Here is a 23,969-nt window from a genome sequence, read left to right as displayed (position 1 = left end):
TTACCTATGTTGTTAATACACAAATAAATAAAGTTTGCTTTTAAATGCGCCATTCAAAAAATGGCATTTTTGCCAACTTTTTGGAATGAGAGGTTTTACAGGGAAGCGCTAAAAAAATTTTGCGGGTTAATCTCGAAAATCTCTATCAAAAAGACAGGCGGTTATTTGATTTAGCTGGTGTGCTTTGGATTAAACCCAGCTCGTTTTTCCATTGATTAGGTTTCTATAGCGTCTCGAGAAGATGGAGTTTTCCTCTTTGAGAATGAATCTCCAGAAGCTCTGAAATTTCTTCTATAAAAGAATTTTCATCCAAAGTTAACTAATTTTTCTTTTATAAAAGAAAAATTAACTATGCTCCTCGTAACATTTCACCGCAACTTCGATTCCTTTTTCATTTCTGATTTTCTAGTGCCTTTTTGGGCTTCAGTCAGTAATGGAGCTCCTCTTCTTAGCAAGAAACCTTTCTCCAGACCAAACCTCTTCTCTAATGAAAAACTTTTCGAAGGGATCTGGTTCTTGAGGTTCAATTTTTTCTATAGAGTTTCTTTCAAGAGGACGGAGGTTCAATCTCCTTGTCTGTGCGTCATCTTAAAAATAAAGGATTCCTAGCAGCTATTTGTTTTTTGACAATCGAAGGACCGTTACAATAAGCTCAACACTCAAACCCAAATTCCTTAATCCAACCTTACGCGCTCATACTATCGGGATGCCAAGTAAAAATAGAACAACAGACAGAGCATGTCTTTGGAAGCAGCCTATTGTTTCCTTTCTTTTGTTGTTTTTTGTTTGTCCAGTAAACGCCGTTACTGTAGATGCCCAAGTGGTCGATGAGGATAAAAGTATCGTCGAGACGATTGCAACGACCTTAGACCATTTGCGGGAAGAAATTTCTCAAGAGTACTTTGAATTACGTTATCTTAGCCGAGAGGAGTTGATTGGGAGGAAGGATAATCCGGCTTTCTTTTTTATCACCGATGCTGCTACTTTTGCGTCCTTGATTGACTATGGAGCCTGGGCTGTAGGTGCAATGAAAAATCCTCTTGCTATTGATTCCTCGCATACAAGCGGCGCGGCTTTTGTTGCGCGAAAGGAGCGTTCAGATATAACTTCTTTAATGGACATCAAGGACAAAACGATTATAGGAATGTCCCAAGCAGCCTCTTTAAGCACTCTCATAGGCTTAAAAGAGCTTCAAAGATTGTTTGGATCCTCTTTTAGTCCAAATGATGTTAAATACACTGGCGCACCGGTTGAAAAAGTTATCCATCAAATAATTGCCGGAAAAGGGGATGTGGGGATAGTTGATGCCTGTCTTCTGGAAAGAATGGAGAAAGATGGTAACATTCCTCAAGGAGCCTTAAAGGTTATTAGTGCGAAAGACAGTAAAGATCTTAAGTGCAAACATTCAACTGAGTTGTATCCCGGATGGGTTTTAGCGGCTTCAAAGCCGTCTAATCTATTAACCGCAAAAGAAAGAGACTTAATTCTTCAAGTGACTTCTGCTCTCCAAACCGTCCCCAAGCTTCCGGGCTTAATGGAGTGGACGGAACCCGCAGATAATTCAGTTGTCATGACTCTGCTAAATGATGTTGAAGAACAAAATAAGGGCAAAGAGCACTGGGAAAATTTTTTGAGAAAGTATTTCCCTTGGTTTATAGGGTTCCTGGGTTTTTTGGTCCTTATACTTGCCCATAGTTTTTACGTTTCTTGGTTAGTAAGAAAAAGAACCTCCCAATTAACTGCTTCTATGAAAAAAGCTCATGATTTACAGCAGAAAGTTAATTCGGAGCAAGAAAAAATTTCATCTATGGAACGAGCTGGCATAGCGGCCCAGCTCTCAAGCCTTATTGCTCATGAACTGCAGCAGCCCTTGAATGCTATTACAAATTTTTCACGCGGTTTGCGTATCAGGGAGGAAAGAGGAAATCTCAGGGAAGATGTGCTCAGAGAGACTCTCATTAAAATCACCGAACAAAGCGAGACAGCGGCTAAAATTGTGGGTAAAGTAAGAAACTATGCTAAACAAAGACAAAGTGAACATAAGATTCTGGGAGTCCTTTCTCAGCTAAAAGCTTCCATAGAAAAATTCCAACAAATTAAAGGAAAAGAAATTCCGATTGTGCTTTCGGGTAAAGAAGAGTACCTGGTTGAAGCCGATGCTATGGAACTGGATTTGGTTTTTTATAACTTGCTAAAAAATGCCTGGGAAGCGTGTAAGGATCAGAATGAACCTCAAATCAATATTAATGTTTCAGCCTCAGGCCGGAATGTCTTTATTCGCTTTACTGATAACGGTCCTAGAGTAAATCAGGGGCTGGTAGAGTCCATGTTTGTTCCGGGAATTTCTACGAAATCAGATGGGTTGGGTTTGGGCTTGTCTATATGCAGAGGACTAGCGGAAGCCCATGGCGGAAACCTTAAAGCTTTTCTTGATGAAGAGAATCGTCTCGTGATGGAGTTAGAACTCCCTAAAATTTCGGAAATCAAAGAGAGAGGAGAATGACCTTGGGAGAATGTATATACATCGTCGATGATAATGAGATGACCTCACAATCCTTGGCTTTCTTTTGCGAATCTTTGGGATATGAAACCAAAGTTTGGAATGATCCTGAAGAATTCTTAGAGGCGTACCCGACTTTGGATAAGGTAGGCTGCATTGTTTTAGACGTACGCATGCCTAAAAAAAACGGGTTGGAAGTATTTGCGGAGTTAAAGGAACAAAAAAATAAATTGCCAGTGATTTTTCTTACCGGCCATGGAGAGGTTCGGATGGCGGTTCATGCATTGAAAGACGGAGCGTTTGATTTCTTATTAAAGTCGCCGGAAGAAAAAGAGTTGATTGACGTTATCGAAAGAGCTTTGCGCCTGTCTTCGGATTTAAAGTTCAAAGACGACCAAATGGCCTACGATCAAAAGCGGTTTGATTCGTTAACCGAAAGAGAAAAAGATGTCGTGGTACTCGTCGGTAAAGGAATGATGAATAAGAATATTGCCGATGTTCTTCAAATATCTGAAAAGACAGTTCAGCAGCACAGAGGGTCGGCTTGCCGAAAGTTAAACCTGATAAATGCTGTTGAGATAGCTGATTTTTTAAGGAAATTAAAAGGAAATCAACGATGATGTTTTCCAGAAAGGATTTTCTTAAGAGACTGCTTCTTTTGATCGCTTTTCCCTTGTTTAGCTCTGTGGCTAAGGCCGAAAATCAACCAAACCCTCGGGAAGAAGATTTTGACGTCATCGTTATTGGGTCGGGAGCTGCTGGTTTGACTGCGGCTATTTTTGCGGCAAAGAAAGGAGCCCGAGTCGCAGTTCTAGAAAAAATGGCCGTAATAGGAGGAAATACTTTAATCTCCAGCGGAATTTTGAATGCTCCTGATCCCCAGCGTCAAAAGAAGCAAGGGATATCGGATTCGGAAGAGCTGTTTTATGAACAGTCTCTCCAAGCGGGTCAAAATAAATCAGATCCCGAACTATTAAAGACTCTTGTTCAGAATGCCAAGCCGACGCTTGATTGGCTGGAAAGCATAGGCGTTAAATTTAAAAAGAGAGTTTTTCAGGTTTACGGCGGCCTTTGGCCAAGGAGTCACTATCCCTCTATTTCTCACGGAAGAGGATACGTTGCTGCTCTTTCTGAAGAATGTCGGAAACTAAACATTCCTATCATTACTAATGCACAAGTGACGGAGATAGTAAAGGACGGCGACAAAGTGGTAGGTGTAAAAACGCTCCACAAAGGAAAAGAAGAGACATTCTTTGCAAAGAAGGCCGTAATTATTGCAAGCGGAGGTTTTACTGCCAATCTTGAGATGTGTTCTGCATTAGATCCGAGATTGGCGGGCATGAAATACACAGGAAGTCCGAGTGCAACGGGAGAAATGCTGAAAATCGCTCAGCAAGCTGGGGCTAAGTTAGCCGGACTTGAGGATATCCAATGTAATTTAGGGCCCGACATCGGATACGTACATCGGTCTGGTTTTCATTTGGACGTTACCAGACATATTCTCGTCAACAACCAGGGTGAACGCTTCGTGGCGGAGGATGATACTCGAGATCACATAAGAGATGCGGTACTCAGTCAACCCGATAAGGTGGTCTTTTCCGTAGTGGATAAGGAAGGTTTTCAAAACTTAAGTTCTTTATTTCAACAGGCAGGTATCTTGGGCGAAAGAGAAGGTGAGCATTTTTCTGCTGGCACTCTTGAGGAATTAGCACAAAAAATGAAAGTGCCGGTTGATAATCTTTTGAAGTCAGTTCGCCTTTACAACGAAGCTGTTGATACTAAAAAGGATAGCTTTGGGAGAGAGAGCTGGATGCTGGTACAAAAGATTCAGAATCCTCCTTTTTATGCTGCTCGGGTGAGGATGGCAGTTCACTACACCATGGGAGGAATAGCTATCAATCCACAGGCCCAAGTGTTAGATACTTCTAATCATCCGATCCCAGGACTGTATGCGGCAGGAGAGGTAACCACCGGAGTGCATGGGACCAACAGAGTTGGAGGAAACGGGCTGCTCGATGCTTTCGTATTTGGAAGAATTGCCGGTGAAATGGCTGCACGATAATAACCATCCGATATTCATCTGATATGGAGGGAAACCCGCTCTAGTTATCATTTTCATAACAAGTCCGTTTTATGAACCTCAAAAGAGGAGATGTTATGAGTAAGTTAACTCTTTCAAGACGCGGTTTGCTTTCTGCTGGTGTAGTGCTTTCCGTTTCTCCGATTGTTTCCGATGCAAATGCGCAAGAAAAGAAAACAGGTCTGGTGCCTGAAAAGTGGGATTTGACAACCGAGGTTTTGGTTGTTGGTTCAGGTGGGGCCGGATTAGCTTCTGCAGTCTCTGCTGCTGAAGCTGGGGCCAAAGTAACAGTCATAGAAAAATTAGCTTTTGTTGGCGGTAATACTATGATTTCCAGCGGTTACTTTAATGCTGTTGACCCGGAACGCCAGAAGAAACAAGGCATTGAAGATAGCATTGAAAAGCATATTCAGCAGACTTTGGCTGGCGGCGATGGAAGGGCGGATCCCGAATTAGTGAGAATTCTCTGTACCAATGCACTTGGAACATTGCATTGGCTCGAAGGAATGGGACTTAAATTCCGTCCAGACGTGATGCAAGTTTATGGGGCACTTTGGCCGCGCTCACATTTGGCAACTGAACCTAAAGGAACTGGCTTTATTCGCGTTCTCTCTGATAAGTGCAAAGCTCTTGGCGTTGACATTCTCACCGGAACAAAATTAGAAAAGATCATCCGTGAAAACTTTGATGAAGGCAGAGCTCTGGGGGTTCTTGCAATAAGAAATGGTAAACCTTTCTACATCAGAGCAACTAAAGGCATTGTATTGGCAGCTGGCGGATTTGCAGCAAATCCAAAACTTCGTGCATTGCATGATCCACGCATGTTAACGTTGACTACAACTAATAATAGTGCCTGTTCAACCGGAGAAGTGATGCTGGCCGCTAACGAGGCTGGAGCCTATCTCCTTGGCTTGGACTACATCCAGTGCAACCCTGGCTGCCCTCCGGGACATACTTCCCGTCAGGCTCTCCATCTTGACGTGGCTCGCTATATTTTCGTGGATAAAAGAGGTAAGAGGTTTGTCTCCGAAGATGCCCGCAGAGATGTCCTTCGAGATGCCATTCTTAACCTTCCGGAAAAATTCGGCTATGCCATTGTCGATAATGACGGATTCAATAGCTACAACCAAATTGTTCGTGATGATGCAATGAAAGGCCTGAAGACCGGCGATGCTTTCACCGCTGATACTTTGGATGAACTGGCTAAGAAAATGGATGTTCCTGCAGATCAGCTCAAGAAGACAGTGGCTGAATACAATGCCATGGTAGATAAGCAGAAGGATCCTGACTTCGGAAAAGCTCCTAGAAATTTGACGCATAAGATTGAAAAGGCTCCTTATTGGGCAGCATTGTCCAGTATGGCGGTTCACCATACTATGGGCGGTGTGAGAATCGATCCGGAAACTAGAGTGCTTGATAGACAAGGCAACGTAATTCCTGGTCTTTATGCCGCCGGAGAAATTACAGGTGGTATTCACGGAACCAATCGTCTTGGCGGAAATGCTATCGCTGATATCTTTACTTTCGGAAGAATTGCGGGAAATTCCGCGGCAAAACAAAAGTAATTAATTTTTAAGTAGAAATATAGGGTTGCCCAGCAGTGGACAGCCCTTCTTTTTTGAAGACCATAATCTTTTACAGTGTCAGCTTTATTTCTGCTGTCAGGTTGTAATCTATGTGTGGAGCAACGCTGATTGTTCCTCTCAATATTTCTTTGTACGCTTTACCCCGTACTTTTATAATAGGAGTGAAACGTAAGGAACCTCCATGAAAACTAACCTGATGAAACGCTTGCCTCTTGGCACATCCTCATTTGCGAAGTTAAGAGGGGTAGGACAGATCTATGTTGACAAAACCGATAAGGTTTATGATTTGGCAAGCCAGGTTGGAAATTTTTTCCTTGCTCGGCCGAGACGATTTGGCAAGTCCTTATTAATTTCTACGTTCGAATCCTTATTCAAGTACGGGCTGAGAGACTTCGAAGGTTTAAAAATTTCGAAGCTTTGGAAGGATGAAAAGAAATATCAGGTCGTCCGGTTGGATTTTTCAGAAATAAAAAACTTTTCCTCAATTCAAAAGTTTAATGCTGAGTTGGATTCTCTCTTAATAGGCAATTTCTCATCAGTTGGATTTTCTTACACGGAAAGTAAAACTATTCTTTGTTCTACTCAAATTTCGACTTGGTTGAAGACTCTACCGAGCTGTTCTCTTGTACTGTTAATAGATGAATATGATGCGCCATTGTCAGCGTGTTTGGATGAGCCTAAGCTGTTTGAGAAGGTGCGGCAAAAACTTTCTGAGTTCTATTCGGTTATCAAGGCTAACGATGCGGCTTTCAGGTTCTTATTTATAACCGGCTTAACCACTTTCAATAAGATGACTGTATTTTCCGATCTGAATAACTTATCGGACATTTCGCTGTCACCGGTGTTTGGTTCCTTGCTAGGTTATACACATGAAGAGGTGCAAGACTATTTTTCTGAGTATCTGTCATGTGCGTCTAAAAAGCTTGGAATTGAGAAAGAAAAGCTTTTTAAAGAATTGACGGAGCACTACGATGGCTTTTGTTTTGAGGAAACGGCAAAACAAAAAGTATTTGCTCCATGGTCATTACTGCATTTTTTCTTTGCTCCGGAACGAGGTTTGAAGGATTATTGGTTAGAAGGTCCCGGTAAACCAACCGTTATAGTTAAATTTCTAAACTCTCACGCACTTAGACGGGCCGAGGATTATGACGGTGGAAAATCTATTGCTTTAAGTACCTTGAGCGAACCTTCGGATATTGAGAATTTGTCGGATGTTGAGCTTCTAACACAAACAGGATATCTGACGCTGAAAAGAATACAAGGAACTACTGTCTATGTCGGCTATCCGAACCTTGAAGTAAGAGCAGCGGTGGCTCAGCTCTATCAAGAACAAACGTTAAAAGAAAAGCTGGTAGATGGCACAAGATAGTACACAGTTATCTTTTCCAGAAAAATTTTTTGCGCATCCAATCATTGGCCCTCTGATAAGGCTCGGTTTCCTCAAAGATCTTGTCCATCACGTACAAGACAATTATGAAGTGAAGATAGGCCTTACAAATTAGATCTCTTGGAGAAGGTGTTTCTGAAACAAAAATTGATTTTGGGTACGGTTACCGTATTTATTACACTATACGCATGAATGTGGTTGTTATTCTTTTGTGCAGAGGCAACAAAAAAACTCAACAAAGAGATATTGATATGGCAAAGAACCTTGGAAAATCTTCCTGAGGAATTTGACTAAGGAGCAACAATAATGACAACTAAACTTGGTAAAGAGCTCGATATTCAAGATTACCTTATCAATCGAGAAACGGATCTAGGTGCCTTTTACATGGCTTGTATTCAAGAAGATCCCGGTGATGGCTCTCTGGTAGGAAGATGCCTTTATGAGCTGGCTAAAGCCAAAGGTATGACAGTTCTCGCCAAAGAAACAGGCTTGACTCGCCAATGTCTTTACAAGCCTTTGAGACCTGATGGTCGTCTCACATTTGAGACTATTTTTCGAATTAGCAGAGCATTGCAGGTTAAACCGCCAATTGCGACGAAATAAATTAATTTTTTCTCCTAAGAAAAAGAGAAGCTCTACGAGCCGGAGACGTGACAGGTCATCTTGCTTACCAAAGATAGGGAGAAGAAGCTAATAGAAGCGGAATTCCAAATGGTGGAACGAGGTTACGGCTCATCCGAAGACCGTCTTGAATTGAAACGAATGGCAGCAGTATTTTCTGTAGAAAAACGGGAATTCGTTAAATGGTCGGAAGTGCTGTAGACCTATGGAGTCTGCGAAAATAGTTTAAGAAATATCTTGATGCAGATCAAAGGAATAGGCTTCCCTAGGGACAGATAGTTCCCGATAAATGCTTGTCCATCTTCTCCTAGCTTCTCCTGCTTCATTGGCTTTGAACCATTTGATGAATGTTTGAAGTTCTGGCCACTCTGAATTGTCTTTGCGGGAGACCAAGTTTCGAATCCACGGTTTTCTTCTCCAACCTTTTAAAACGGGAACGAGTTCTCCTGAGAGAAGTTCCTTTTCAATGAAACTGAGAGGTAAATCCACTGCGATTCCGGTACCGGTTTTGGCGCCAATATATCCATTTTGATCTCCTACGTAGACTTTTTCTATCTTCCCGGGACTATTGACTTTGTTAAGGCTTAGAATTTTGCCGTTATTTAATTGTTCATACCAGTGACCCGAAAACAAGTCGTATGTTTGATTCTTGAAGTAGAGAGCTTCTGCCTCGGGATAAAACTCTTTTCTTTTTAGTAATAACGTATGCCCTTCTTCTTTTAAGTCCGTGACTTTTTTGGGCTCACCTCTTTTGGCAAGGTACTCTGGGGAAGCAACCAATAGGTTAAGGCAAGCTCCAATAGTGCGTACTTCAAGATTGTCCTCTTCCGGAATGTAGGGAACGATAGCTACATCAACTTCTCCGGTAAGGACAGCTTTATGGGCCCGATCAGGGATTACCTCGACTTTAATATCAGGGTAGAGAAGAGAGAATTCTTCTATTTGAGCAAGAATAGGATGACTGAGGGAGCTTGTGGTCAGGCTGAATCGAATAGTCCTGTTTTCCGTCTTTTGTGCTTGTTCCGCAGAGGCATATAACTCATCCGTAAGTCGAATAATCCTTCTAATCAGCGGTAGATGACTGACTGTAAAGTAAGAGAGCTGAACTGGTTTTTTATTTCTATTAAGTAGGTCCATCCCTAACTCTTTTTCTAAACCGGAAAGAAGTCTGGATACAGTAGTTGGCTCGCAGTCGTTTTCAATGCATGCATTGGTCAGAGAGCCGGTACGAGCAATACTTTCTAATATTTTGAGCAGGAAAAGATTGTGTTTGTAGGAAGTCTTTTGCTGGATTTTCATCTTTTCTAACCTGTAAATCTGCAGGATAAGCTGCATTCATCTTGTTGTTTCGTTAATCCTAGCAGACTATTCTGGAATTCAATTTACCAAAGGAGACAAAAGCTATGCAAAGAAGAACTTTCATACAACTCTGCTCTGGGCTTTCAATCGCAGCCTTTTCTTACTCTCCCTTATTAGCAATAGCTGGAGAAACTAAAACCGGAGTTTTAGTTTTGGGAGGCGGAATGGCTGGACTGTGCGCCGCCATTTCTGCAAAACAGAACGGAGCCAAAGAAGTCACGTTAGTTGAGAAGGGCGGTTTTCTGGGAGGTCACTCAATTCTCTCTGGCTCGGGCTATTGGATCGGCGGAACAAAAATTCAAGAAAAAGCCGGAATAGACGACTCTGTAGAAATCAACTGGGAGGATTCTCTGGAAAGAGGACTGAAACTGAATCGCTTCTTGAAACGGAATCCCGAAGTTGCTCGGCAAGTATATGAAAAAGGACCAAAAGATTTGGATTGGCTGGAGAGTTTGGGCGTTAAATTTACTAATCAGCCGGCTCAAGCTATCGGAAACAGAAAACGTGTTCATTATTTTGCTCCAGGTTATAGAGTAGGCTCTCCGCAAGCAATTAAGAGTCTTCAAAAGAAAGCTGAAGAATTGGGAGTAAATATTGTTGTTAATACTAAGTTAGTCTCTTTGATTACTGACAGTGATAAGAGGGATGCTGCGGTAGTAGGAGCGATTCTAGAAAAAAGAGGCGGTGAAAAATTTGCTCTTTATGCTAAGAACGGAGTAGTGTTGGCGACCGGAGGTTTTGCGAACGGCCCTGAAATGGTTGAGAAGTATCATCCTTACCTCAAAGGCGTTAAATCCCACGGTTCAAAACTTAATGTCGGAGAAGGCATTAAGGCTGCTGTAGCGATCGGTGCCAATGTTATCGTGGAACATTATGGATTCGGTATGAATATGCTTTTTGTTGGTACACATAGCAATGTTTCTATCGGTCAGCCGCTTGTTGAAGTTCCTTTGATCGTGGTTAATAAGGAAGGCGAAAGATTCCAGGATGAGACACGCGGATACTTGGCGGTCAACCATAAGATGGTAGAGAAGAAGTTCAAACTTGCTTATTGGATCTTGGATTCGAAGTCCGTTGATAAATATAAAGATACAAGTTTAAAAATCTGGTTTGAAAAGCAGAAAGTTAATAAATATTCAACGATAAAAGAATTGGCTGAAGCCGAGGGAATTTCCTACAAAAATTTGGAAAAAACCATAAAGCTTTATAACGAGGATGTCGCTAAAGGTAGAGATAGCGAGTATGGAAGAACCAAATTATTGCAGACTATAGACACAGCACCTTATTACGCTTTTGAGTGTGAACCTCAGATGTACACTTCTTATTCAGGTCTTGAAATTAATAAGAAGGCTCAAGTTCTTAATGAGGCAGGTATTCCGATTAAGGGGCTCTACGCTGCAGGAGACGTCACAGGCCACCTGACTTATCAGTCAGGTTTGGGGGGACGGCGGAATTTCAGGTCTGGTAATGGCAACTGTCTATGGCAAAATTGCCGGAGCAGAAGCGGCTAAAAATTAATTCAATGATTTAACTAAAGGTCAGAGTGCATCTTTGGACCGGCCTTTTTCCTTGAAGGTCTCAAAGAGAGGAAGGTTTTCCTTCAATCATAGTTTTGAGAATTTTGCGAGACTCCTCAACACTCTTTTTATTAAGGGCTGCTAGCAGTGAGTCGCAAAGTTCAGCCCGTTTTTCGTAGTACTCTTTGGGCAAATCTCTAATTAAGTGTTGAGTTGACTGGAAGTAGGTTCGTACTACGCCTGCGAAGACTTCCATGACACGGTTGCCGCAGCTTCTTAGCATTAACAGATGAAATTCCATTAGGTAGGCGTCAGCTTTTGTAGGTTCTGAAGCATGCGTTCTGATACTCTGGGCTAAAGATCTCATCTGTGCTTGTATTGCTGGCGTGAGTCTTTGAATAACAAAGGGAATTACCGAAAGTTCAATCATTAGCCGTGCTTCGTTGAATTCCAATTCATCAAAGCCGGCAAGTTTCAGTTGTTCCAGAATATTCTGCGTCATGTCATGGGTGGCTTGACGTTTGAAGAAAGTTCCTCGTTTTTTTTGACGATCCAATACTCCCATTTGAACCAGTAGATCGAGTGCCTGTCTTGTTTTATATCGCGTAAGGCCAAGCGCTTCTATAAGTTCGTCCTCTCCGGCAACTTTGTCTCCCGGTTCAGGATGATTCCGAAAAAGATAACTCTGGACTTTTAAGAATTCTTCTGATGTAGTTGTCAAGGGCATGGCTTTCTCCTTGTTCGTATTCTAAACACGAAAAAGGACCGACGCTTTAGGCTATCGGCCCTGTATTCGTTTTTCTTAGAAAACAAATTTTGCGATGACGTAGCCAATCACTAACTGACTTAAAGTTGTAACAATGCCTGGAAGCATGTAGCTGTGGTTGAATACGAATTTGCCGATTTGTGTGGTTCCGGTTCTATCAAAGGCTACACAGCCGATAATTGCGCCGCCGGCAGGAATGACAAAGTATCCGCTTACCGCCGGGAACATCCAGACCAAATCAGCAGGAGCAATTCCTAGACCGATACCCATAGGAACTAATGCCGTTACCGTGGCTCCCTGAGAGAAGAGAACACCGGAAAGAATGAAAAGAGCGACTGCGAAGAGGATCGGCGCAGAGGCAATCATGTTTCCGAACTCGGAGACAAACATCGGTTTGTAGAAATTAAAGAATGTCGCTGTCAGCCAAGACACACCATAAACTGCAACCATACCGATCAAACCGGATCTGAAAACGGAACCGTCAGCCAGTTTTTTAGGCTCAACGTTAGCAATGACCATGATGAGACCTGCACAGCAGAGCATCACGATTTGAACCATATTTGGAATGGAGAGTCTGGACACTTTTCCTGCGGTTTCCCAAGAAGGAAGCAAATTCGGGAAAGAGCCGAAGAAGACAACGGCCAAGATGCCCAATGCGAATACTACGACACCTCGTTTTGCGTTGGGAGAAAAACTCTTGCTGTCAGTGCTGATTTCTTTATCCTGGAACTCACCGCTCATTACTCGGCGTTGGAATTCAGGGTCATCGGCTAATTCTTTGCCTTTCTTGAACATGAATGCACAGCCGATTATTACTCCGATTAAGCAGGCCGGGATGGAAACGGCAAAAATTTGAAGCGGTGTAACTCCTTTAACAGCTAAGAGAGCAATCATGGCGCCGGTAGCGGCAGACATCGGAGATCCTGTGATGCCGGATTGTGCTCCGATGACTGACATGGTTAACGGCCGTTCCGGTCTTACTCTAGCGCCGATTGCAACTTCAGCGATTACCGGGTACACGGAGAAAGCAACATAGGCTGTTCCACAGAAAAGAGTGAATAAATAGCAGACCAAGGGGCCCATGAAGGTAATGTTCTTCGGATTACGCCTCAGAAGTTTTTCTGCAATACTGACCAGAAAATCCAGACCTCCGGAACCTTGCAGAATCGAAGCACAGGTAATGACAGCAGTGATGATTAACAATACGCTGACCGGTGGCGCACCTGGTTTCATTCCGAAGATGAAGACTAATACGGCAAGGCCGATGCCGCCGCCTGCACCCAGACCGGCTCCGCCCCATTTGGCACCAATGAAGATGGCGATAATGACGACGGCTAGTTCCATCCAAAACATCATGTCCATCATGCTTCTCCTATAAAGAGGTTTTGAGATTAAAAGTGTTGAAAAGTTCTTTCCTGTTCGGGATCACAATGCCCATGATTAGCAGAATCATTCCAACGATTCTGAAAGTTGGTATTTGCTCGCCAAGCAGCAAAGCGGCAAAACTAATTGTGAAAATGGGTTCAAAGGAGCAGAAGATTCCGGCCTGAGTAGCCCCCAGAAGCTGTACCGCTCTGGAAACAAAAATGGTCGAAAAGACTGTTGAAATGAGTCCGTATCCTCCGGTTACTGCGAGTTGGGTTCCGTTGAAATCCAAAATGTTGAGAGGATTGTGGAAGAAGGAAAGACCGATTGTTGCAAATAAAAGAGTTAGAAAAGTAATTTGATATGCGGAAACATTGACTGCCAGCTGCTGAAGAGACAGCAAGTAAACCGCATACATCACTGTCGATAGGAAGCCTATTGCTAACGCTGTAAGCGTGATGTTCAATTCAAAAGCATCTGAAAAAATACAAATACAAGCCAGTAGGATAAAGATGATGGAAATCAGTTGGCTGGCTTGAATTTGCTTGTGAAAAACCACGCTGTTTACGCCAAGAATGATCAGCGGATAAACGTAAGTTATCAAACTCATCATGGAGGCAGGAATGTCTTTCAGCGCGTAAACATAGAGAAGGTTTAGAGGCAGAAGAATGCCTAGTCCGATGAAGAGGGAGCTCTTAACTAACGATCTGCTGAAGCGGAAGAACCCTGGCTGAAGTAACGGACCTATCAACGCAAGAGCAATGACTGCAAAGATAAAACGGCCATGCAGTATTTCTATGCCTTGAAGGTGAGAAGCATATCCAAGTTTTGCAAACACAGGATTAAGGCCGTAAGTTATTGCACTAAGCAATGAAAAAAGAATGCCTGCTCCAATGGTGTTGGATGTAATGTTCCTAACGTTGAATTGCTTTCTCATGGTCTACACCAAAACTAAGACAAGAGTTCTTCCACTAGATAATTAGATTGTTTATCCGAGTTTTTGATGGGCTTTATCCAAGAATTCTTCGGCATGTTCGAGCTGGACTTTGACAGCTTCCGGCGAAGTTCCTCCGTAGGATTTGCGGGCGCCGACGGAATGCTCTAAAGAAATTTCCTTAAAAATATCGTCAGTAAACAAATCGGATTGCTGCTGGAACTCTTCCAATGTTAAGTCATCGAAAGTTTTATCTTTTTCAACGCAATATCTAACAGTTTGACCGACTACTCGATGAGCATCTCTGAAAGGCATGCCTTTCTTAACCAAATAATCAGCCATATCCGTAGCGGTAGAGAATCCATGAGAAGCGGCTTGATAAGTGCGTTTGGCATTGATCTTCATCTTACGGATCATCGGAGCCATTACTTTCATGGTGTCCTGCCACAAATCGATGGTTTCGTAGGACAAGAATTTGTCTTCCTGCATATCTTTGTCATAGGCCAGCGGAATACCTTTCATCATGGTCAGCATTGCCTGAAGATAACCGTACATCCGGCCTGTTCTGCCTTTAATGAGCTCAGCGAAGTCACAATTCTTTTTCTGCGGCATGATGGAAGAGCCGGTTGTGAAATCATCAGAGAGTTCAATGAACTTATATTCTTGACTGGCAAAAATGATAATTTCTTCGCATAGGCGCGACATATGCATGTAACTCAAGGCAGCGATAGAGGCAAATTCAATGCAATAGTCTCTGTCGGCCACAGTATCGATGCTGTTTTCTGTTGGTTTTTCAAATCCTAATTGTTTCGCTGTCGACCAACGATCGATAGGAAAATCCGTTCCGGCCAAAGCGGCTGCGCCTAAAGGACATTCGACTAAGCGGTCTAAGAAGCTTTGAAGTCTGTCAAAGTCTCTCTTGAACATCCAAAAATATGCCATCAGCCAATGGCTGGTTAACACAGGTTGTGCAACTTGAAGATGAGTAAATCCAGGCTGAATAGTTCCGAAATTTTTCTCGGCTTGTTCATAAAGGCTTTTCTGAATTTCCAGCAAGAGTTTCTGGCATTCTTTTGCAGCATCACGGAAGTAGAGGTAGCTGTCCACACAGCATTGATCGTTTCTGCTTCTGCCGGTATGAAGCCTTCCTCCGGCTGGACCAATCAACTCAGTCAGTCTCTTTTCAATTGCCATATGAACATCTTCGTCTTCAGCATTGAATTGGAACTTTCCTTCTTTAATCTCTTGGCCGACTTGGAGGAGACCGGCTTTAATTTTCTCAACATCTTCTTGAGCAATAATGCCTGTTTCGCCAAGCATCGTTACGTGAGCAAGGCTTCCTTGGATATCATATGGACAGAGTCTGGTTTCAACTTTAATAACGGCACCAAACTCTTCGACAAATTTTGCTGGGACTTCGGAAAATCTTCCACCCCACATCTTGTTAGACATAACAGTCCTCCTGAGTAAATTAAAAAGTTTCCAATTCAAAGAAAACTAACGGCATAAGAAAAGTTTAAAAGGTTGAATTTATCGATAAATCTGTTATTTTCCTGTAGGGTATTTGAAGAGATCTTTTATTAGGTTTTGAGATAACCTTTTGAATATATTTATACCTATTTATTTATAAAGAGTGATAATTTATCGATAAATACGTAAAACAAACGGCACTATCAGACGGCGAGACAGCATTTCAACTCTTTAGGAAAATTTTTTCTTTTTTGAGGTCCCGTTTTATGGAGCCTCGATAGGCTCAAGCAATGAGGTAAGTGGGAACTGAATTAGATGACTAAGCGGTTAGTTTTTGCATTGTCATTGTTAGGATTCATGATTCTTTAAAGATTTACCAAAGGAAAAGGATTTTTCTTCTATGTATTTGACTGATCAGGAGGTTTGTAGGATAAATATGATTTGGATGAAAGCAGTCAGAGTCTTCACAGCGGATGCTTTCGGACAAGGAAAACTGCATGCGGAAAGGAACGTTAAATAAATGAGTCGGAACATACTAGTGACCGGAGGAGCTGGATTTATCGGCTCTTGCTTTGTTGTGCAACAGGTCGAAGCAGGAAATAACGTTCTGGTTCTGGATAAACTAACCTATGCCGGTCATCTGGTCAATTTGGAACCCTGTCTACATTCTTCAAAGTTTTCTTTTGCTCATGGCGATATTGGAGACGCAGAGTTGGTCGCTCGTTGTCTCAAAGAATTCCGTCCGGATGCAATCGTGAACTTTGCAGCGGAAAGCCATGTTGATCGTTCAATTCACAGTGCCGAAGATTTTGTTAGAACCAACGTCTTGGGAACGGAACAGCTTCTTAGAACTACAAAAGATTGGTGGCAGGAACTGGAACCGGAAGCTAAGAAAAAATTTCGATTCCTTCATATTTCTACCGATGAGGTCTACGGCTCGCTCGATAAAAATTCGGCTCCTTTCACCGAAAACTCTCCCTATGCTCCGAATAGTCCTTACTCCGCCTCCAAAGCTTCATCTGACTTCTTCGTGAGGTCTTATTTCAAAACATATGGACTTCCAACGTTAATTTCGAATTGTTCAAATAATTATGGGCCCAGACAGTATCCGGAAAAACTAATTCCGTTAATGGTCTTGAATGCTGTTTCAAATAAGCCGCTGCCAATTTATGGAACCGGCTTAAATATTCGGGATTGGATTTACGTTGAAGATCATTGCGAGGCTTTAGACCTGATCTTATCTAAAGGAAGGATAGGCGAGTCTTATAACATTGGAGGTGAATGCGAAAAATCTAACCTCGAGATCGTCCATTCCATCTGCGAAATTCTCGATGAAGTGATGCCAAAGTCCGACGGAACTTCCTACAGCAGGCAGATAAAATTTGTCGCCGATAGACCCGGACATGATTTTAGATATGCCATTGATTCGACCAGGGTAAAAAAGGAACTCGGTTGGACGCCGAGACACTGTTTCCCGGAAGCTTTAAGAAAGACCGTTCTGTGGTATCTGGACAATTCGGAATGGACAAAGCAGGTCATGGATGAGGACTATCGCAAATGGCTTCATCAGCAATACCAAGGTTTAGATGCTGCAAAATCTCTCTAACAAAAGGACTTATAAATGCGGGTTGAAGAACTTCCTATCAAAGGCGTACTGAAGATGACTCCAAAAGTCTACAAAGACAACCGCGGTCTTTTTTTGGAGACTTGGCAAAAGAAAAGATACGAAGAATATGGAGTTCCAACAGAGTTTGTTCAGGATAATCTTTCTATTTCTTCCAAGAATGTACTAAGAGGTTTGCATTTCCAGAAAGAACATCCGCAAGGCAAACTAATCACTTTGCTCAAAGGAAAAATTTTCGACGTAGTCGTTGATCTCCGCAAAGGTTCGCCGACTTTCGGTCAGTGGGCCGGTACCTACCTTTCAGCAGACAATTTCGAACAGCTGTGGATTCCGCCTGGGCTTGCTCACGGATTTCTTGTTTGCTCTGACGAAGCGCTGTTTAACTACAAATGCACCGAATACTACTATCCGCAGGATGAAAAGACGATTCTCTGGAATGATCCTGCCTTAGGGATTGAGTGGCACTTGTCGTCTTCACCGATTTTAAGTGCTAAAGATGAGTGCGGAACATCCTTTGAGGCAGCCTCTAAGTAAAGAAAAAGGGAGGAGGCATAAGTCGGGGAAGGCGCCTCCTCCCGTAGTACAAATGAAATTCAGACTTTCTAGTAAAGATTCAATTAGTTAAACAGCCTCTGCCAACGTCTCTTCAGTCGTGGCAGCTTTAACAGACTTTCTTCTTTTCAACACAGAATGCATGACGGAATACAGAATCAAGCCGATCATGATGAGGCAGATTGGACTTGTCATGATGCCTGTTGTTAATCTGAAGACGTCGCCTTGAACAAGAGCCAAAGCTCTTGCCAGTTCGCTCTCAGCCATTGTGCCGAGAACAAGTCCCAGAACTAGCGGCTCACGGGGCAAATTGAAGTTCTTCATGAAGTTGCCCAAGGCACCGAACGCAATCATGACCCAAACTTCCACCATGGAACCGTTGACGGCATAAGAGCCGATAACCGACAAGCCGATGACCAAAGCGGCCATGATTTCTTTGGGCATTTGAAGCAGCTTCACGCAGTATTTGGCACAGAAAATGCCGATTGGTATGAAGGCAATGTTGGCAATGAATAAACTGAAAATAAAGCTGTAGACGATTTCTGAGTTATCCGCAAATAAGCTCGGTCCCGGCTGAATTCCATGAATCATCAGACCCGAGATTAATACGGCAGAAACAGCATTGCCGGGAATGCCTAAAGTGAAGGCGGGAACTAAAGAGCCACCGACAACGGCGTTATTAGAGACTTCGGAGGCAATCACGCCCTCAGGGCACCCAGTCCCGAATTCTTCCGGTTTTTTTGAGCTTTTTCGGGCATCGTCATAGGCGATAAACGATGCAATCGATTGACCTGCACCCGGAACAATTCCAATGATGATGCCGATAATAGAGGCTCTGAAAGTCAGCATTTTATAGTGCAGAAGCTCTTTCATCGAAGAACATATCCCCGATACTTCTACTTTGCCGCTTGAAGCGGCGGCTCCTTTTTCTTTGAGCATGCTGACGACTTCCGGGAGAGAATACAAACCGATAAGAGCCGTCACCAAAGACAGCCCGTTAAACAGTTCCGGTAAATCAAAAGTAAATCGAGCTTCTCCGGTAATCGGATGCATGCCGACAATAGAAAGGAGTAAACCGAAAATGCCTGCAATAACGCCTTTGATTAAATTCTTTTCAGAAAGAGTCGCAATAATGGCAACGCCGAAGAGCGCCATGACAAAGTATTCCTGCGGTCCGAACTCTAAAGCCAGAATGGCTAAAGGAGGCGCAAGAAAAAGAAGAGCAAATACGGAAATCAAACCGCCGACCGCTGATCCGATAGTCGAAAGAGCGATAGCTCTTGAGGCTTGACCCTTCTTGGTCATCGGATAGCCGTCAAGCAGCGTGCAGCAGTTCGATGGTGTTCCGGGAATGTTCAGCAAAATGGCGCTGATGGAGCCGGCATAGCTCGATGAAGCATAAATGGCGCCCAATAAGGCCAAGCCCATGGCAGGATTCATGCCGAACGTAAACGGAACTAGGAGCGCAACTCCCATCGTGCTGGTTAAGCCCGGCAAAGACCCAACAATGACCCCGAGAACTGTGCCGACAAGAACCATGACCAGCATGCCCGGCTCAAAGGCCTGTCCCAAAGAAGAAGCAATGACAGAGAAATCCATAACAGTCTCCTACAGACCGAAGAGCTCGCCCATCGGAAGACGAGTGCCGAGCACAACCGAGAAAAACAGATAGACGATGCCCAGGAAAACGGCTGCTGCCAGCAAGTATTGTTTTGCGCTTTTCTTCCAGTAGCCGAATGTCAGCATAAAGACCAGAAGAAATAGACAGGTGGCCGGATAGTAGCCGATCCAAGGAATCGATAAGGTGTAAAGACTCACGAAAGCAAGAACGAGAAGAGGAAGAAAGCCTTTCTTCTCGAACTTGTCGGAAATCAAAGAGAGCTTGCTGAATAACGGAACAACTCGAACAAAGTTAATCGCGGAGAAGACCATGAACAGCCAGCCGAGAAATACCGGAAATTGTCGGGACTCCTGCTCGTAGCTGTATGCCTGCCATAGAACTAAACCGCCGGTTGCTAAAAGCAGAGCCGCTAAAGTGCATTCTTTCTTGATTTCTTTTGCTTCCATGACTTCGTCTCACACCGGGTTAAAACAAGTCTTTGTTTTCAGCGACAAGCTTGGATGTTTGGTTCACGATAGCTTGTGTTTCTTTGGAACCCTTGAAGCCGATATCAAGTTTCATCTTCTTTGCTTCGGCTAAGAATTCAGGGTCTTCGCAGATCTTCTTGATGCCGTCTTCAAGTTTAGCTTTGGCATCAGCCGGCAAGCCTTTAGGTGCGCAGATGCCGCGGATGGCAGCTCCGACCGGGGCAATTGGTTTTCCGAAGGCTTCGGCTGCTGTCGGAAGATTGCCGACTTTCTGATCGGAGAATACAACCAGTATTCTTAAGCCGTTGGCAAGCTGCTTGTCAGCGGCAGAAAGAGTAGAAGCACATAGATCTACTTTGCCGCCCATTAAGGCAGTCAATGCTTTGCCGGAACCGTTAAACGGCACAAAGTTTGTCTTAAAACCGCCGTCTTTTTCTGCAAGAAGATGCTGGAGCTGGACATTGGACTGAGGACCGTCTCCAGCAACATTTAATACTTTTGTTTTAGCTGCTTTAACAACGTCTGCTGCTGATTTGAATGGACTGTCGTCCTTAACGACCCAAACAATCGGGTCGGTTTGCACGGCTGCAACAAAATCAAAATCATCCATCGCAAAAGGTACGTTTTTGCGCAGTTCTTTGATCATGATCATGGAGGGCAGGGAAGCTGCGCCGATGGTGTATCCGTCCGGTTTAGCTTTTGCCAGCAATGTCCAGCCGATTTGACCACCGGCACCGGGCTTGTTGTCAATTGTCAAAGTCTGTCCGAGATGCTTCTGAGCATATTTGCCCATGACGCGCAGAAGGATGTCGTTTCCGCCGCCGGCACTAAACGGCACGATGGTTAAGATTGGTTTGGCAGGATAAGCATCCGCAGCCACGGAAACTGTCCCGAAGCAAGTCAAAGAAAGAAGAGAAGCAGCCAAGAGGCTTGCGGTAATTGTTCTGCGTTTCATTTGTTAGTCCTTGAAGATTTAGGGTATGGGTGAAGATTTAGTTAAACCAGAGGTTTGTCTTTGTCGAAAATGACTTTGCCGTCAGCCACAATGGTCGGATGCCACATGATGAGGTCGTAATGGCACGGTGCTTTTGTGACGCCGCCCAACGTCAGGCTGGTACCGATGCCGATATGGCAGGTGCCGAGGACACCCTCGTCTTCGAGCATGATGCCGCACATCCTGCATTTGGGATTGAGGCCGATCCCGAGCTCTGCAATGTTGTAGCTGTTTTTATCGCCGTGGCTGGCGAGATCCTTTTTAAGAATTTCTGCAGCTCTTCCGCCTTTGATATCGGTAATAAAGCCTTTTTCTACTTTGCAGATTACCGGTTCGTCAACCAAGCCGATGCCAAGATAAGGAATGGACGCATCGCAAACGATAACGCCTTCAGCAGTTCCTTCAATAGGCGTTGTGTTGGCTTCAATAGTCGGAATAGTAGAGAATTGGCCTTTTTCTACGACGCAATATAAAGCGTTTCCGCGTCTTCCTCCGGTCTTGAACGTGAGGTCAGTACCTCCCGGAGAAGTCACGTGAATCTCGTTTGCATCTTCCAAGGCTTTTGCAACGGCAATGCAAGTCGGTTTAATTTGGTCAAAATTCGCCTCAATGCCGCCGTGCATCATGACTTCAGGAGTGAAATCGGTCATGACGATAATGCGTGCGCCGGCTGCTGCTGCGTCTTTAACGGCATGAGTATGTGTGATGGAATAGCTAACCGGAACAATAACTACGTCAGCTTTTTTCATGGCTGCTGCAACGGCTGCCGGAGGTTCTTCTCCTGCACGTTTTCTAGGCTTCATCGACATCACCATGACTTCGCCGCCTCGGTCGCAGGCAACGGATGCTACAGCTTTAGCAATATCGGTTTTTGCATAGTCTGTAACGATCAGAACCTGTTCACCTGGCTGAACTTTTGTGGCGACATCGACCAAGGTTTTTGCGCCTTTCAACATCAGAAGATCTTTCATTTCTTTTCCTTAAGATTGAACGAATTTGGTGCAAGGTGCACTAAAGAGGTGCAGAGAATTCACCAAATTGAATAATTTTTTGGTGCGTATTAGTAATTTTTGATTGAGAAGCTGGCCTGCAGTGTCCTTGTGGGACTGATAACGGTAAATATCAGGTTTGCTTCCTATAGAGGATTAAGCAATTTGTATGCCAAGTATTTGGGATAGTGGAAAATTCTAGTGGGAGATTTGATTAATTGTTTAAGTATTAGATGCTTTTTGATAGCAGGTGAATTTGAACCGGCTCCGAAAGTTTGCATTTTTCGTTTTCAGCGAACAAAACAGAAGGCCTGCTGTCAATAGCTCACGTCTCTTTGATAGAGGAGCAGTCTTTCTACTCGAAAAAGATCTTCGTTCACTGGAGGTTTACTGCCAAGAAAGGAAGGCCGTTGATCTGGTTCTGCTTTTTTGAAGCACCAAAAAAGGCTTCATGAAAACACTTCTCAAATCAGACCAGACATCTACACAGGCTCAAAAAGAAAAAGCCGCAAAATCTTAAATGGATCCTGCGGCGGTTTGGAATGAATCTTATGTGAGATTATTCTTGTTCGTATGTACCGGCTTCAACAGCTTCTACTGTTGCTTCTTTAAGTTCTTTGGCTTCTTCAACTTTCGGGTCTACCGGTTTTTCTTCAGGTTTCTTGTCTTTTTCTTTGTCTGTAGAGCAGCAGCAATTGCATCCCATGGTTGTCTCCTTTTATAGGTTATGGGTAAATCCCATTTGTTAACAAGCTAAGTGTATATCAGTATTAGTACTGAGAAGAAATTACCCTTCCCAAATTAGGAAGAATTGCTCCGTTCGCCTCTGAGACGCATGATTTTGAACTAAGCATCTAAGTATTATGTTTTTTAAGTAAAGCAAAAGACATCGATGAAGCTAAGACTGCAAGCCAGCTTAAAAAGCTTTCATTAAACTTGACCGCCTATTTGTTCAAGATAAAAAATAGTTTTTCATCAGTAAGGTCCACACCGGTAAAGTCAGCATAGAGAGCAACGTTTGAGAGCTTGTAAGATCGGCAACTGCAGCACCGTTTCCTTTCATTTTTGAGGTCATGACATAGCAGCTCTGAGCAGTTGGAAGAGCAGCAAATAAAATCAGTACACAAGCTTCAATTGGATTTGGCAGCAAGAAGAAGGCAAGAGAAATGGCCAAGCATGGAACCAAAACCAATCTCTCCAAAGTGCACCAGCCAATGAGGTTCCTATATTTTTTTACGTCTTCGAATGTTAATCCGGCACCGATGCACAACAGTCCTAACGCCAGAGCAGCACTGCCTAAATAACCTATGAAAATATTAATGACTTGAGGCAACGGAATACTTAAGAGGTTGAATAGCAATCCGGCAACAGTGGCAATAATGAGAGGATTTTTAGCAACTGCCTTTAACCGATTGAAAGCATTAAAAGTTGGTTCCGAGTTAGTTGCAAAGGAAAGGGTCATAACGGCGATCGTGTTGCTTATCGGAACCCAAATGGCAATGAGCAAGGAAAGGAGTGCAAAACCCTCGTTGCCTAGAAGCGGCTGGCAGATGGCAAATCCTATATAGGTATTGAACCGAAAACCGCAATGAAAAACTGACCATTTCGTCCAAGCAGATTCTTTATAGAATTGATTGACAAGCCAGGCGAGGAATACAGCGCCCAGCATGCAGGAGACTGCTACGCCCAGAAACCATGCTGAGGCCTCGAGATTGAACTTGCTTTTGTAGACGGAGTTGAAGAGAAGCGGAGGAAAGAGGACGTAAAATACCAGCGCTTCTAAACCGGACCAAAAAGAGGAGGAAAAAGGTTTGAACCTCCGCAAACTTGTTCCGAAAAGAATCAATAGAAATTGAGGCAAAATGATTGTGATCAAAGAGGCCATAGTTAAGTTTACTCATCAGCTTTTTTAGAAAATTTAAACTTTGTTTCTTTGAATCTCAAGAACCAAAAGCGTTGCTTATCAGACCGACCCGTAAAACACCGTCCTAAAGGACGGTGTTTTACGGATCGAATATAATAATTTTTTCAGTCAGGCGTATTCTGTTGTTCAATGTACTGTTTGATAATAGAAATAGGTGCACCCCCACAACTTGCAGCAAAATAAGAAGGAGCCCAGAGAGCATCCCCCCATAAC

22 protein-coding genes are annotated in these 23,969 nt (G+C 43.4%); 10 read left to right on the top strand and 12 right to left on the bottom strand.

Features of this window, described 5'->3' with window-relative positions; translation table 11 throughout:
• Positions 1-706 precede the first annotated feature (706 nt).
• The 7 genes from ACYQ4O_RS08960 to ACYQ4O_RS08930 all read left to right on the top strand — a co-directional run bounded on the left by ACYQ4O_RS08960 (position 707) and on the right by ACYQ4O_RS08930 (position 8,156).
• Positions 707-2,503, top strand: a complete 1,797-nt coding sequence (locus tag ACYQ4O_RS08960) for an ATP-binding protein (protein ID WP_460175387.1) — start codon at positions 707-709, stop codon at positions 2,501-2,503.
• Positions 2,500-3,120 (top strand): response regulator transcription factor, encoded by a 621-nt coding sequence (locus ACYQ4O_RS08955; protein WP_460175386.1) that lies wholly within the window; start codon positions 2,500-2,502, stop codon positions 3,118-3,120. Before ACYQ4O_RS08960 ends, ACYQ4O_RS08955 begins: the two co-directional genes overlap by 4 nt.
• Positions 3,117-4,562, top strand: a complete 1,446-nt coding sequence (locus ACYQ4O_RS08950; protein ID WP_460175385.1) for an FAD-dependent oxidoreductase — start codon at positions 3,117-3,119, stop codon at positions 4,560-4,562. The genes ACYQ4O_RS08955 and ACYQ4O_RS08950 overlap by 4 nt, the downstream gene beginning before the upstream one ends.
• 95 nt (positions 4,563-4,657) lie before the next feature.
• Positions 4,658-6,145 (top strand): FAD-dependent oxidoreductase, encoded by a 1,488-nt coding sequence (locus tag ACYQ4O_RS08945; RefSeq protein ID WP_277041591.1) that lies wholly within the window; start codon positions 4,658-4,660, stop codon positions 6,143-6,145.
• A 202-nt stretch (positions 6,146-6,347) separates the two neighbouring features.
• Entirely contained in the window at positions 6,348-7,535 is a 1,188-nt protein-coding gene (locus tag ACYQ4O_RS08940) for an AAA family ATPase (RefSeq protein WP_290374564.1), read from the top strand.
• Positions 7,536-7,663: 128 nt separating this feature from the next.
• Positions 7,664-7,834, top strand: coding sequence for a type II toxin-antitoxin system RelE/ParE family toxin (locus ACYQ4O_RS08935; RefSeq protein ID WP_423839294.1), 171 nt, complete (start codon positions 7,664-7,666; stop codon positions 7,832-7,834).
• Between the two features lie 25 nt (positions 7,835-7,859).
• On the top strand, positions 7,860-8,156 hold the full coding sequence (locus ACYQ4O_RS08930) for an addiction module antidote protein (protein ID WP_277041589.1): 297 nt from the start codon (positions 7,860-7,862) through the stop codon (positions 8,154-8,156).
• 243 nt (positions 8,157-8,399) lie between these two features.
• Here ACYQ4O_RS08930 and ACYQ4O_RS08925 read toward each other — a convergent pair whose 3' ends face one another.
• Positions 8,400-9,473, bottom strand: a complete 1,074-nt coding sequence (locus tag ACYQ4O_RS08925) for a LysR family transcriptional regulator (protein WP_277041587.1) — start codon at positions 9,471-9,473, stop codon at positions 8,400-8,402.
• 104 nt (positions 9,474-9,577) lie between these two features.
• Between ACYQ4O_RS08925 and ACYQ4O_RS08920 the strand changes: the two genes are divergently transcribed.
• Positions 9,578-11,044 carry an FAD-dependent oxidoreductase gene (locus ACYQ4O_RS08920; RefSeq protein WP_460175384.1) on the top strand — a complete coding sequence of 489 codons (1,467 nt, stop codon included), beginning with the start codon at positions 9,578-9,580 and terminating at the stop codon, positions 11,042-11,044.
• A gap of 67 nt (positions 11,045-11,111) precedes the next feature.
• On the opposite strand, the gene ACYQ4O_RS08915 is transcribed toward ACYQ4O_RS08920, so the two are convergent.
• The 4 genes from ACYQ4O_RS08915 to argH all read right to left on the bottom strand — a co-directional run bounded on the left by ACYQ4O_RS08915 (position 11,112) and on the right by argH (position 15,567).
• Positions 11,112-11,777, bottom strand: a complete 666-nt coding sequence (locus ACYQ4O_RS08915) for a FadR/GntR family transcriptional regulator (RefSeq protein ID WP_460175383.1) — start codon at positions 11,775-11,777, stop codon at positions 11,112-11,114.
• Between the two features lie 75 nt (positions 11,778-11,852).
• The gene (locus ACYQ4O_RS08910) at positions 11,853-13,178 is read right to left on the bottom strand and encodes an anaerobic C4-dicarboxylate transporter family protein (RefSeq protein ID WP_460175382.1); all 1,326 of its coding nucleotides are present in this window, start codon (positions 13,176-13,178) and stop codon (positions 11,853-11,855) included.
• Between the two features lie 10 nt (positions 13,179-13,188).
• Positions 13,189-14,118: a DMT family transporter gene (locus ACYQ4O_RS08905; protein ID WP_460175381.1), complete on the bottom strand. Its 930-nt coding sequence runs from the start codon at positions 14,116-14,118 to the stop codon at positions 13,189-13,191.
• A 51-nt stretch (positions 14,119-14,169) separates the two neighbouring features.
• On the bottom strand, positions 14,170-15,567 hold the full coding sequence (argH, locus tag ACYQ4O_RS08900; protein WP_460175380.1) for an argininosuccinate lyase: 1,398 nt from the start codon (positions 15,565-15,567) through the stop codon (positions 14,170-14,172).
• A gap of 538 nt (positions 15,568-16,105) precedes the next feature.
• On the opposite strand from argH, the gene rfbB reads away from it, so the two are divergent.
• Both rfbB and rfbC read left to right on the top strand, forming a co-directional pair.
• A complete protein-coding gene (rfbB, locus tag ACYQ4O_RS08895) occupies positions 16,106-17,191 on the top strand; it encodes a dTDP-glucose 4,6-dehydratase (RefSeq protein WP_460175379.1) in 1,086 nt (361 codons plus the stop codon).
• 15 nt (positions 17,192-17,206) lie between these two features.
• Positions 17,207-17,743: a dTDP-4-dehydrorhamnose 3,5-epimerase gene (rfbC, locus tag ACYQ4O_RS08890; protein ID WP_460175378.1), complete on the top strand. Its 537-nt coding sequence runs from the start codon at positions 17,207-17,209 to the stop codon at positions 17,741-17,743.
• Positions 17,744-17,830: 87 nt separating this feature from the next.
• Here the strand turns inward: rfbC and ACYQ4O_RS08885 are convergent, their stop codons facing one another.
• From ACYQ4O_RS08885 to ACYQ4O_RS08855, 7 genes are all read right to left on the bottom strand, one after another.
• The gene (locus ACYQ4O_RS08885) at positions 17,831-19,360 is read right to left on the bottom strand and encodes a tripartite tricarboxylate transporter permease (RefSeq protein WP_460175377.1); all 1,530 of its coding nucleotides are present in this window, start codon (positions 19,358-19,360) and stop codon (positions 17,831-17,833) included.
• Between the two features lie 9 nt (positions 19,361-19,369).
• Entirely contained in the window at positions 19,370-19,828 is a 459-nt protein-coding gene (locus ACYQ4O_RS08880; protein WP_460175376.1) for a tripartite tricarboxylate transporter TctB family protein, read from the bottom strand.
• Positions 19,829-19,847: 19 nt separating this feature from the next.
• Positions 19,848-20,804, bottom strand: a complete 957-nt coding sequence (locus ACYQ4O_RS08875) for a tripartite tricarboxylate transporter substrate binding protein (protein ID WP_460175375.1) — start codon at positions 20,802-20,804, stop codon at positions 19,848-19,850.
• 41 nt (positions 20,805-20,845) lie between these two features.
• A complete protein-coding gene (locus tag ACYQ4O_RS08870; protein WP_460175374.1) occupies positions 20,846-21,814 on the bottom strand; it encodes an aminopeptidase in 969 nt (322 codons plus the stop codon).
• A 577-nt stretch (positions 21,815-22,391) separates the two neighbouring features.
• Complete coding sequence (locus ACYQ4O_RS08865; RefSeq protein WP_157108093.1) at positions 22,392-22,538, bottom strand: hypothetical protein; 147 nt, start codon at positions 22,536-22,538, stop codon at positions 22,392-22,394.
• 246 nt (positions 22,539-22,784) lie between these two features.
• On the bottom strand, positions 22,785-23,717 hold the full coding sequence (locus ACYQ4O_RS08860) for an AEC family transporter (protein ID WP_277037833.1): 933 nt from the start codon (positions 23,715-23,717) through the stop codon (positions 22,785-22,787).
• Between the two features lie 143 nt (positions 23,718-23,860).
• Positions 23,861-23,969: transposase (locus tag ACYQ4O_RS08855; RefSeq protein WP_460175400.1), on the bottom strand; the 109-nt coding region annotated here is incomplete at its 5' end.

This window comes from Turicimonas sp. TL08 (assembly GCF_054660695.1).
Note: the sequence above shows the minus strand (reverse complement) of the source record. Positions and strands in the feature narration are given on the sequence as shown.

Coding starts and splice junctions, on each gene's coding strand:
- ACYQ4O_RS08945 (WP_277041591.1), top strand. CDS start 4,658: ATGAGTAAGTTAACTCTTTCAAGACGCGGTTTGCTTTCTGCTGGTGTA.
- ACYQ4O_RS08955 (WP_460175386.1), top strand. CDS start 2,500: ATGACCTTGGGAGAATGTATATACATCGTCGATGATAATGAGATGACC.
- ACYQ4O_RS08950 (WP_460175385.1), top strand. CDS start 3,117: ATGATGTTTTCCAGAAAGGATTTTCTTAAGAGACTGCTTCTTTTGATC.
- rfbB (WP_460175379.1), top strand. CDS start 16,106: ATGAGTCGGAACATACTAGTGACCGGAGGAGCTGGATTTATCGGCTCT.
- ACYQ4O_RS08940 (WP_290374564.1), top strand. CDS start 6,348: ATGAAAACTAACCTGATGAAACGCTTGCCTCTTGGCACATCCTCATTT.
- ACYQ4O_RS08960 (WP_460175387.1), top strand. CDS start 707: ATGCCAAGTAAAAATAGAACAACAGACAGAGCATGTCTTTGGAAGCAG.
- ACYQ4O_RS08875 (WP_460175375.1), bottom strand. CDS start 20,804: ATGAAACGCAGAACAATTACCGCAAGCCTCTTGGCTGCTTCTCTTCTT.
- ACYQ4O_RS08905 (WP_460175381.1), bottom strand. CDS start 14,118: ATGAGAAAGCAATTCAACGTTAGGAACATTACATCCAACACCATTGGA.
- ACYQ4O_RS08880 (WP_460175376.1), bottom strand. CDS start 19,828: ATGGAAGCAAAAGAAATCAAGAAAGAATGCACTTTAGCGGCTCTGCTT.
- ACYQ4O_RS08915 (WP_460175383.1), bottom strand. CDS start 11,777: ATGCCCTTGACAACTACATCAGAAGAATTCTTAAAAGTCCAGAGTTAT.
- ACYQ4O_RS08925 (WP_277041587.1), bottom strand. CDS start 9,473: ATGAAAATCCAGCAAAAGACTTCCTACAAACACAATCTTTTCCTGCTC.
- ACYQ4O_RS08870 (WP_460175374.1), bottom strand. CDS start 21,814: ATGAAAGATCTTCTGATGTTGAAAGGCGCAAAAACCTTGGTCGATGTC.
- ACYQ4O_RS08920 (WP_460175384.1), top strand. CDS start 9,578: ATGCAAAGAAGAACTTTCATACAACTCTGCTCTGGGCTTTCAATCGCA.
- rfbC (WP_460175378.1), top strand. CDS start 17,207: ATGCGGGTTGAAGAACTTCCTATCAAAGGCGTACTGAAGATGACTCCA.
- argH (WP_460175380.1), bottom strand. CDS start 15,567: ATGTCTAACAAGATGTGGGGTGGAAGATTTTCCGAAGTCCCAGCAAAA.
- ACYQ4O_RS08865 (WP_157108093.1), bottom strand. CDS start 22,538: ATGGGATGCAATTGCTGCTGCTCTACAGACAAAGAAAAAGACAAGAAA.
- ACYQ4O_RS08910 (WP_460175382.1), bottom strand. CDS start 13,178: ATGGACATGATGTTTTGGATGGAACTAGCCGTCGTCATTATCGCCATC.
- ACYQ4O_RS08860 (WP_277037833.1), bottom strand. CDS start 23,717: ATGGCCTCTTTGATCACAATCATTTTGCCTCAATTTCTATTGATTCTT.
- ACYQ4O_RS08930 (WP_277041589.1), top strand. CDS start 7,860: ATGACAACTAAACTTGGTAAAGAGCTCGATATTCAAGATTACCTTATC.
- ACYQ4O_RS08885 (WP_460175377.1), bottom strand. CDS start 19,360: ATGGATTTCTCTGTCATTGCTTCTTCTTTGGGACAGGCCTTTGAGCCG.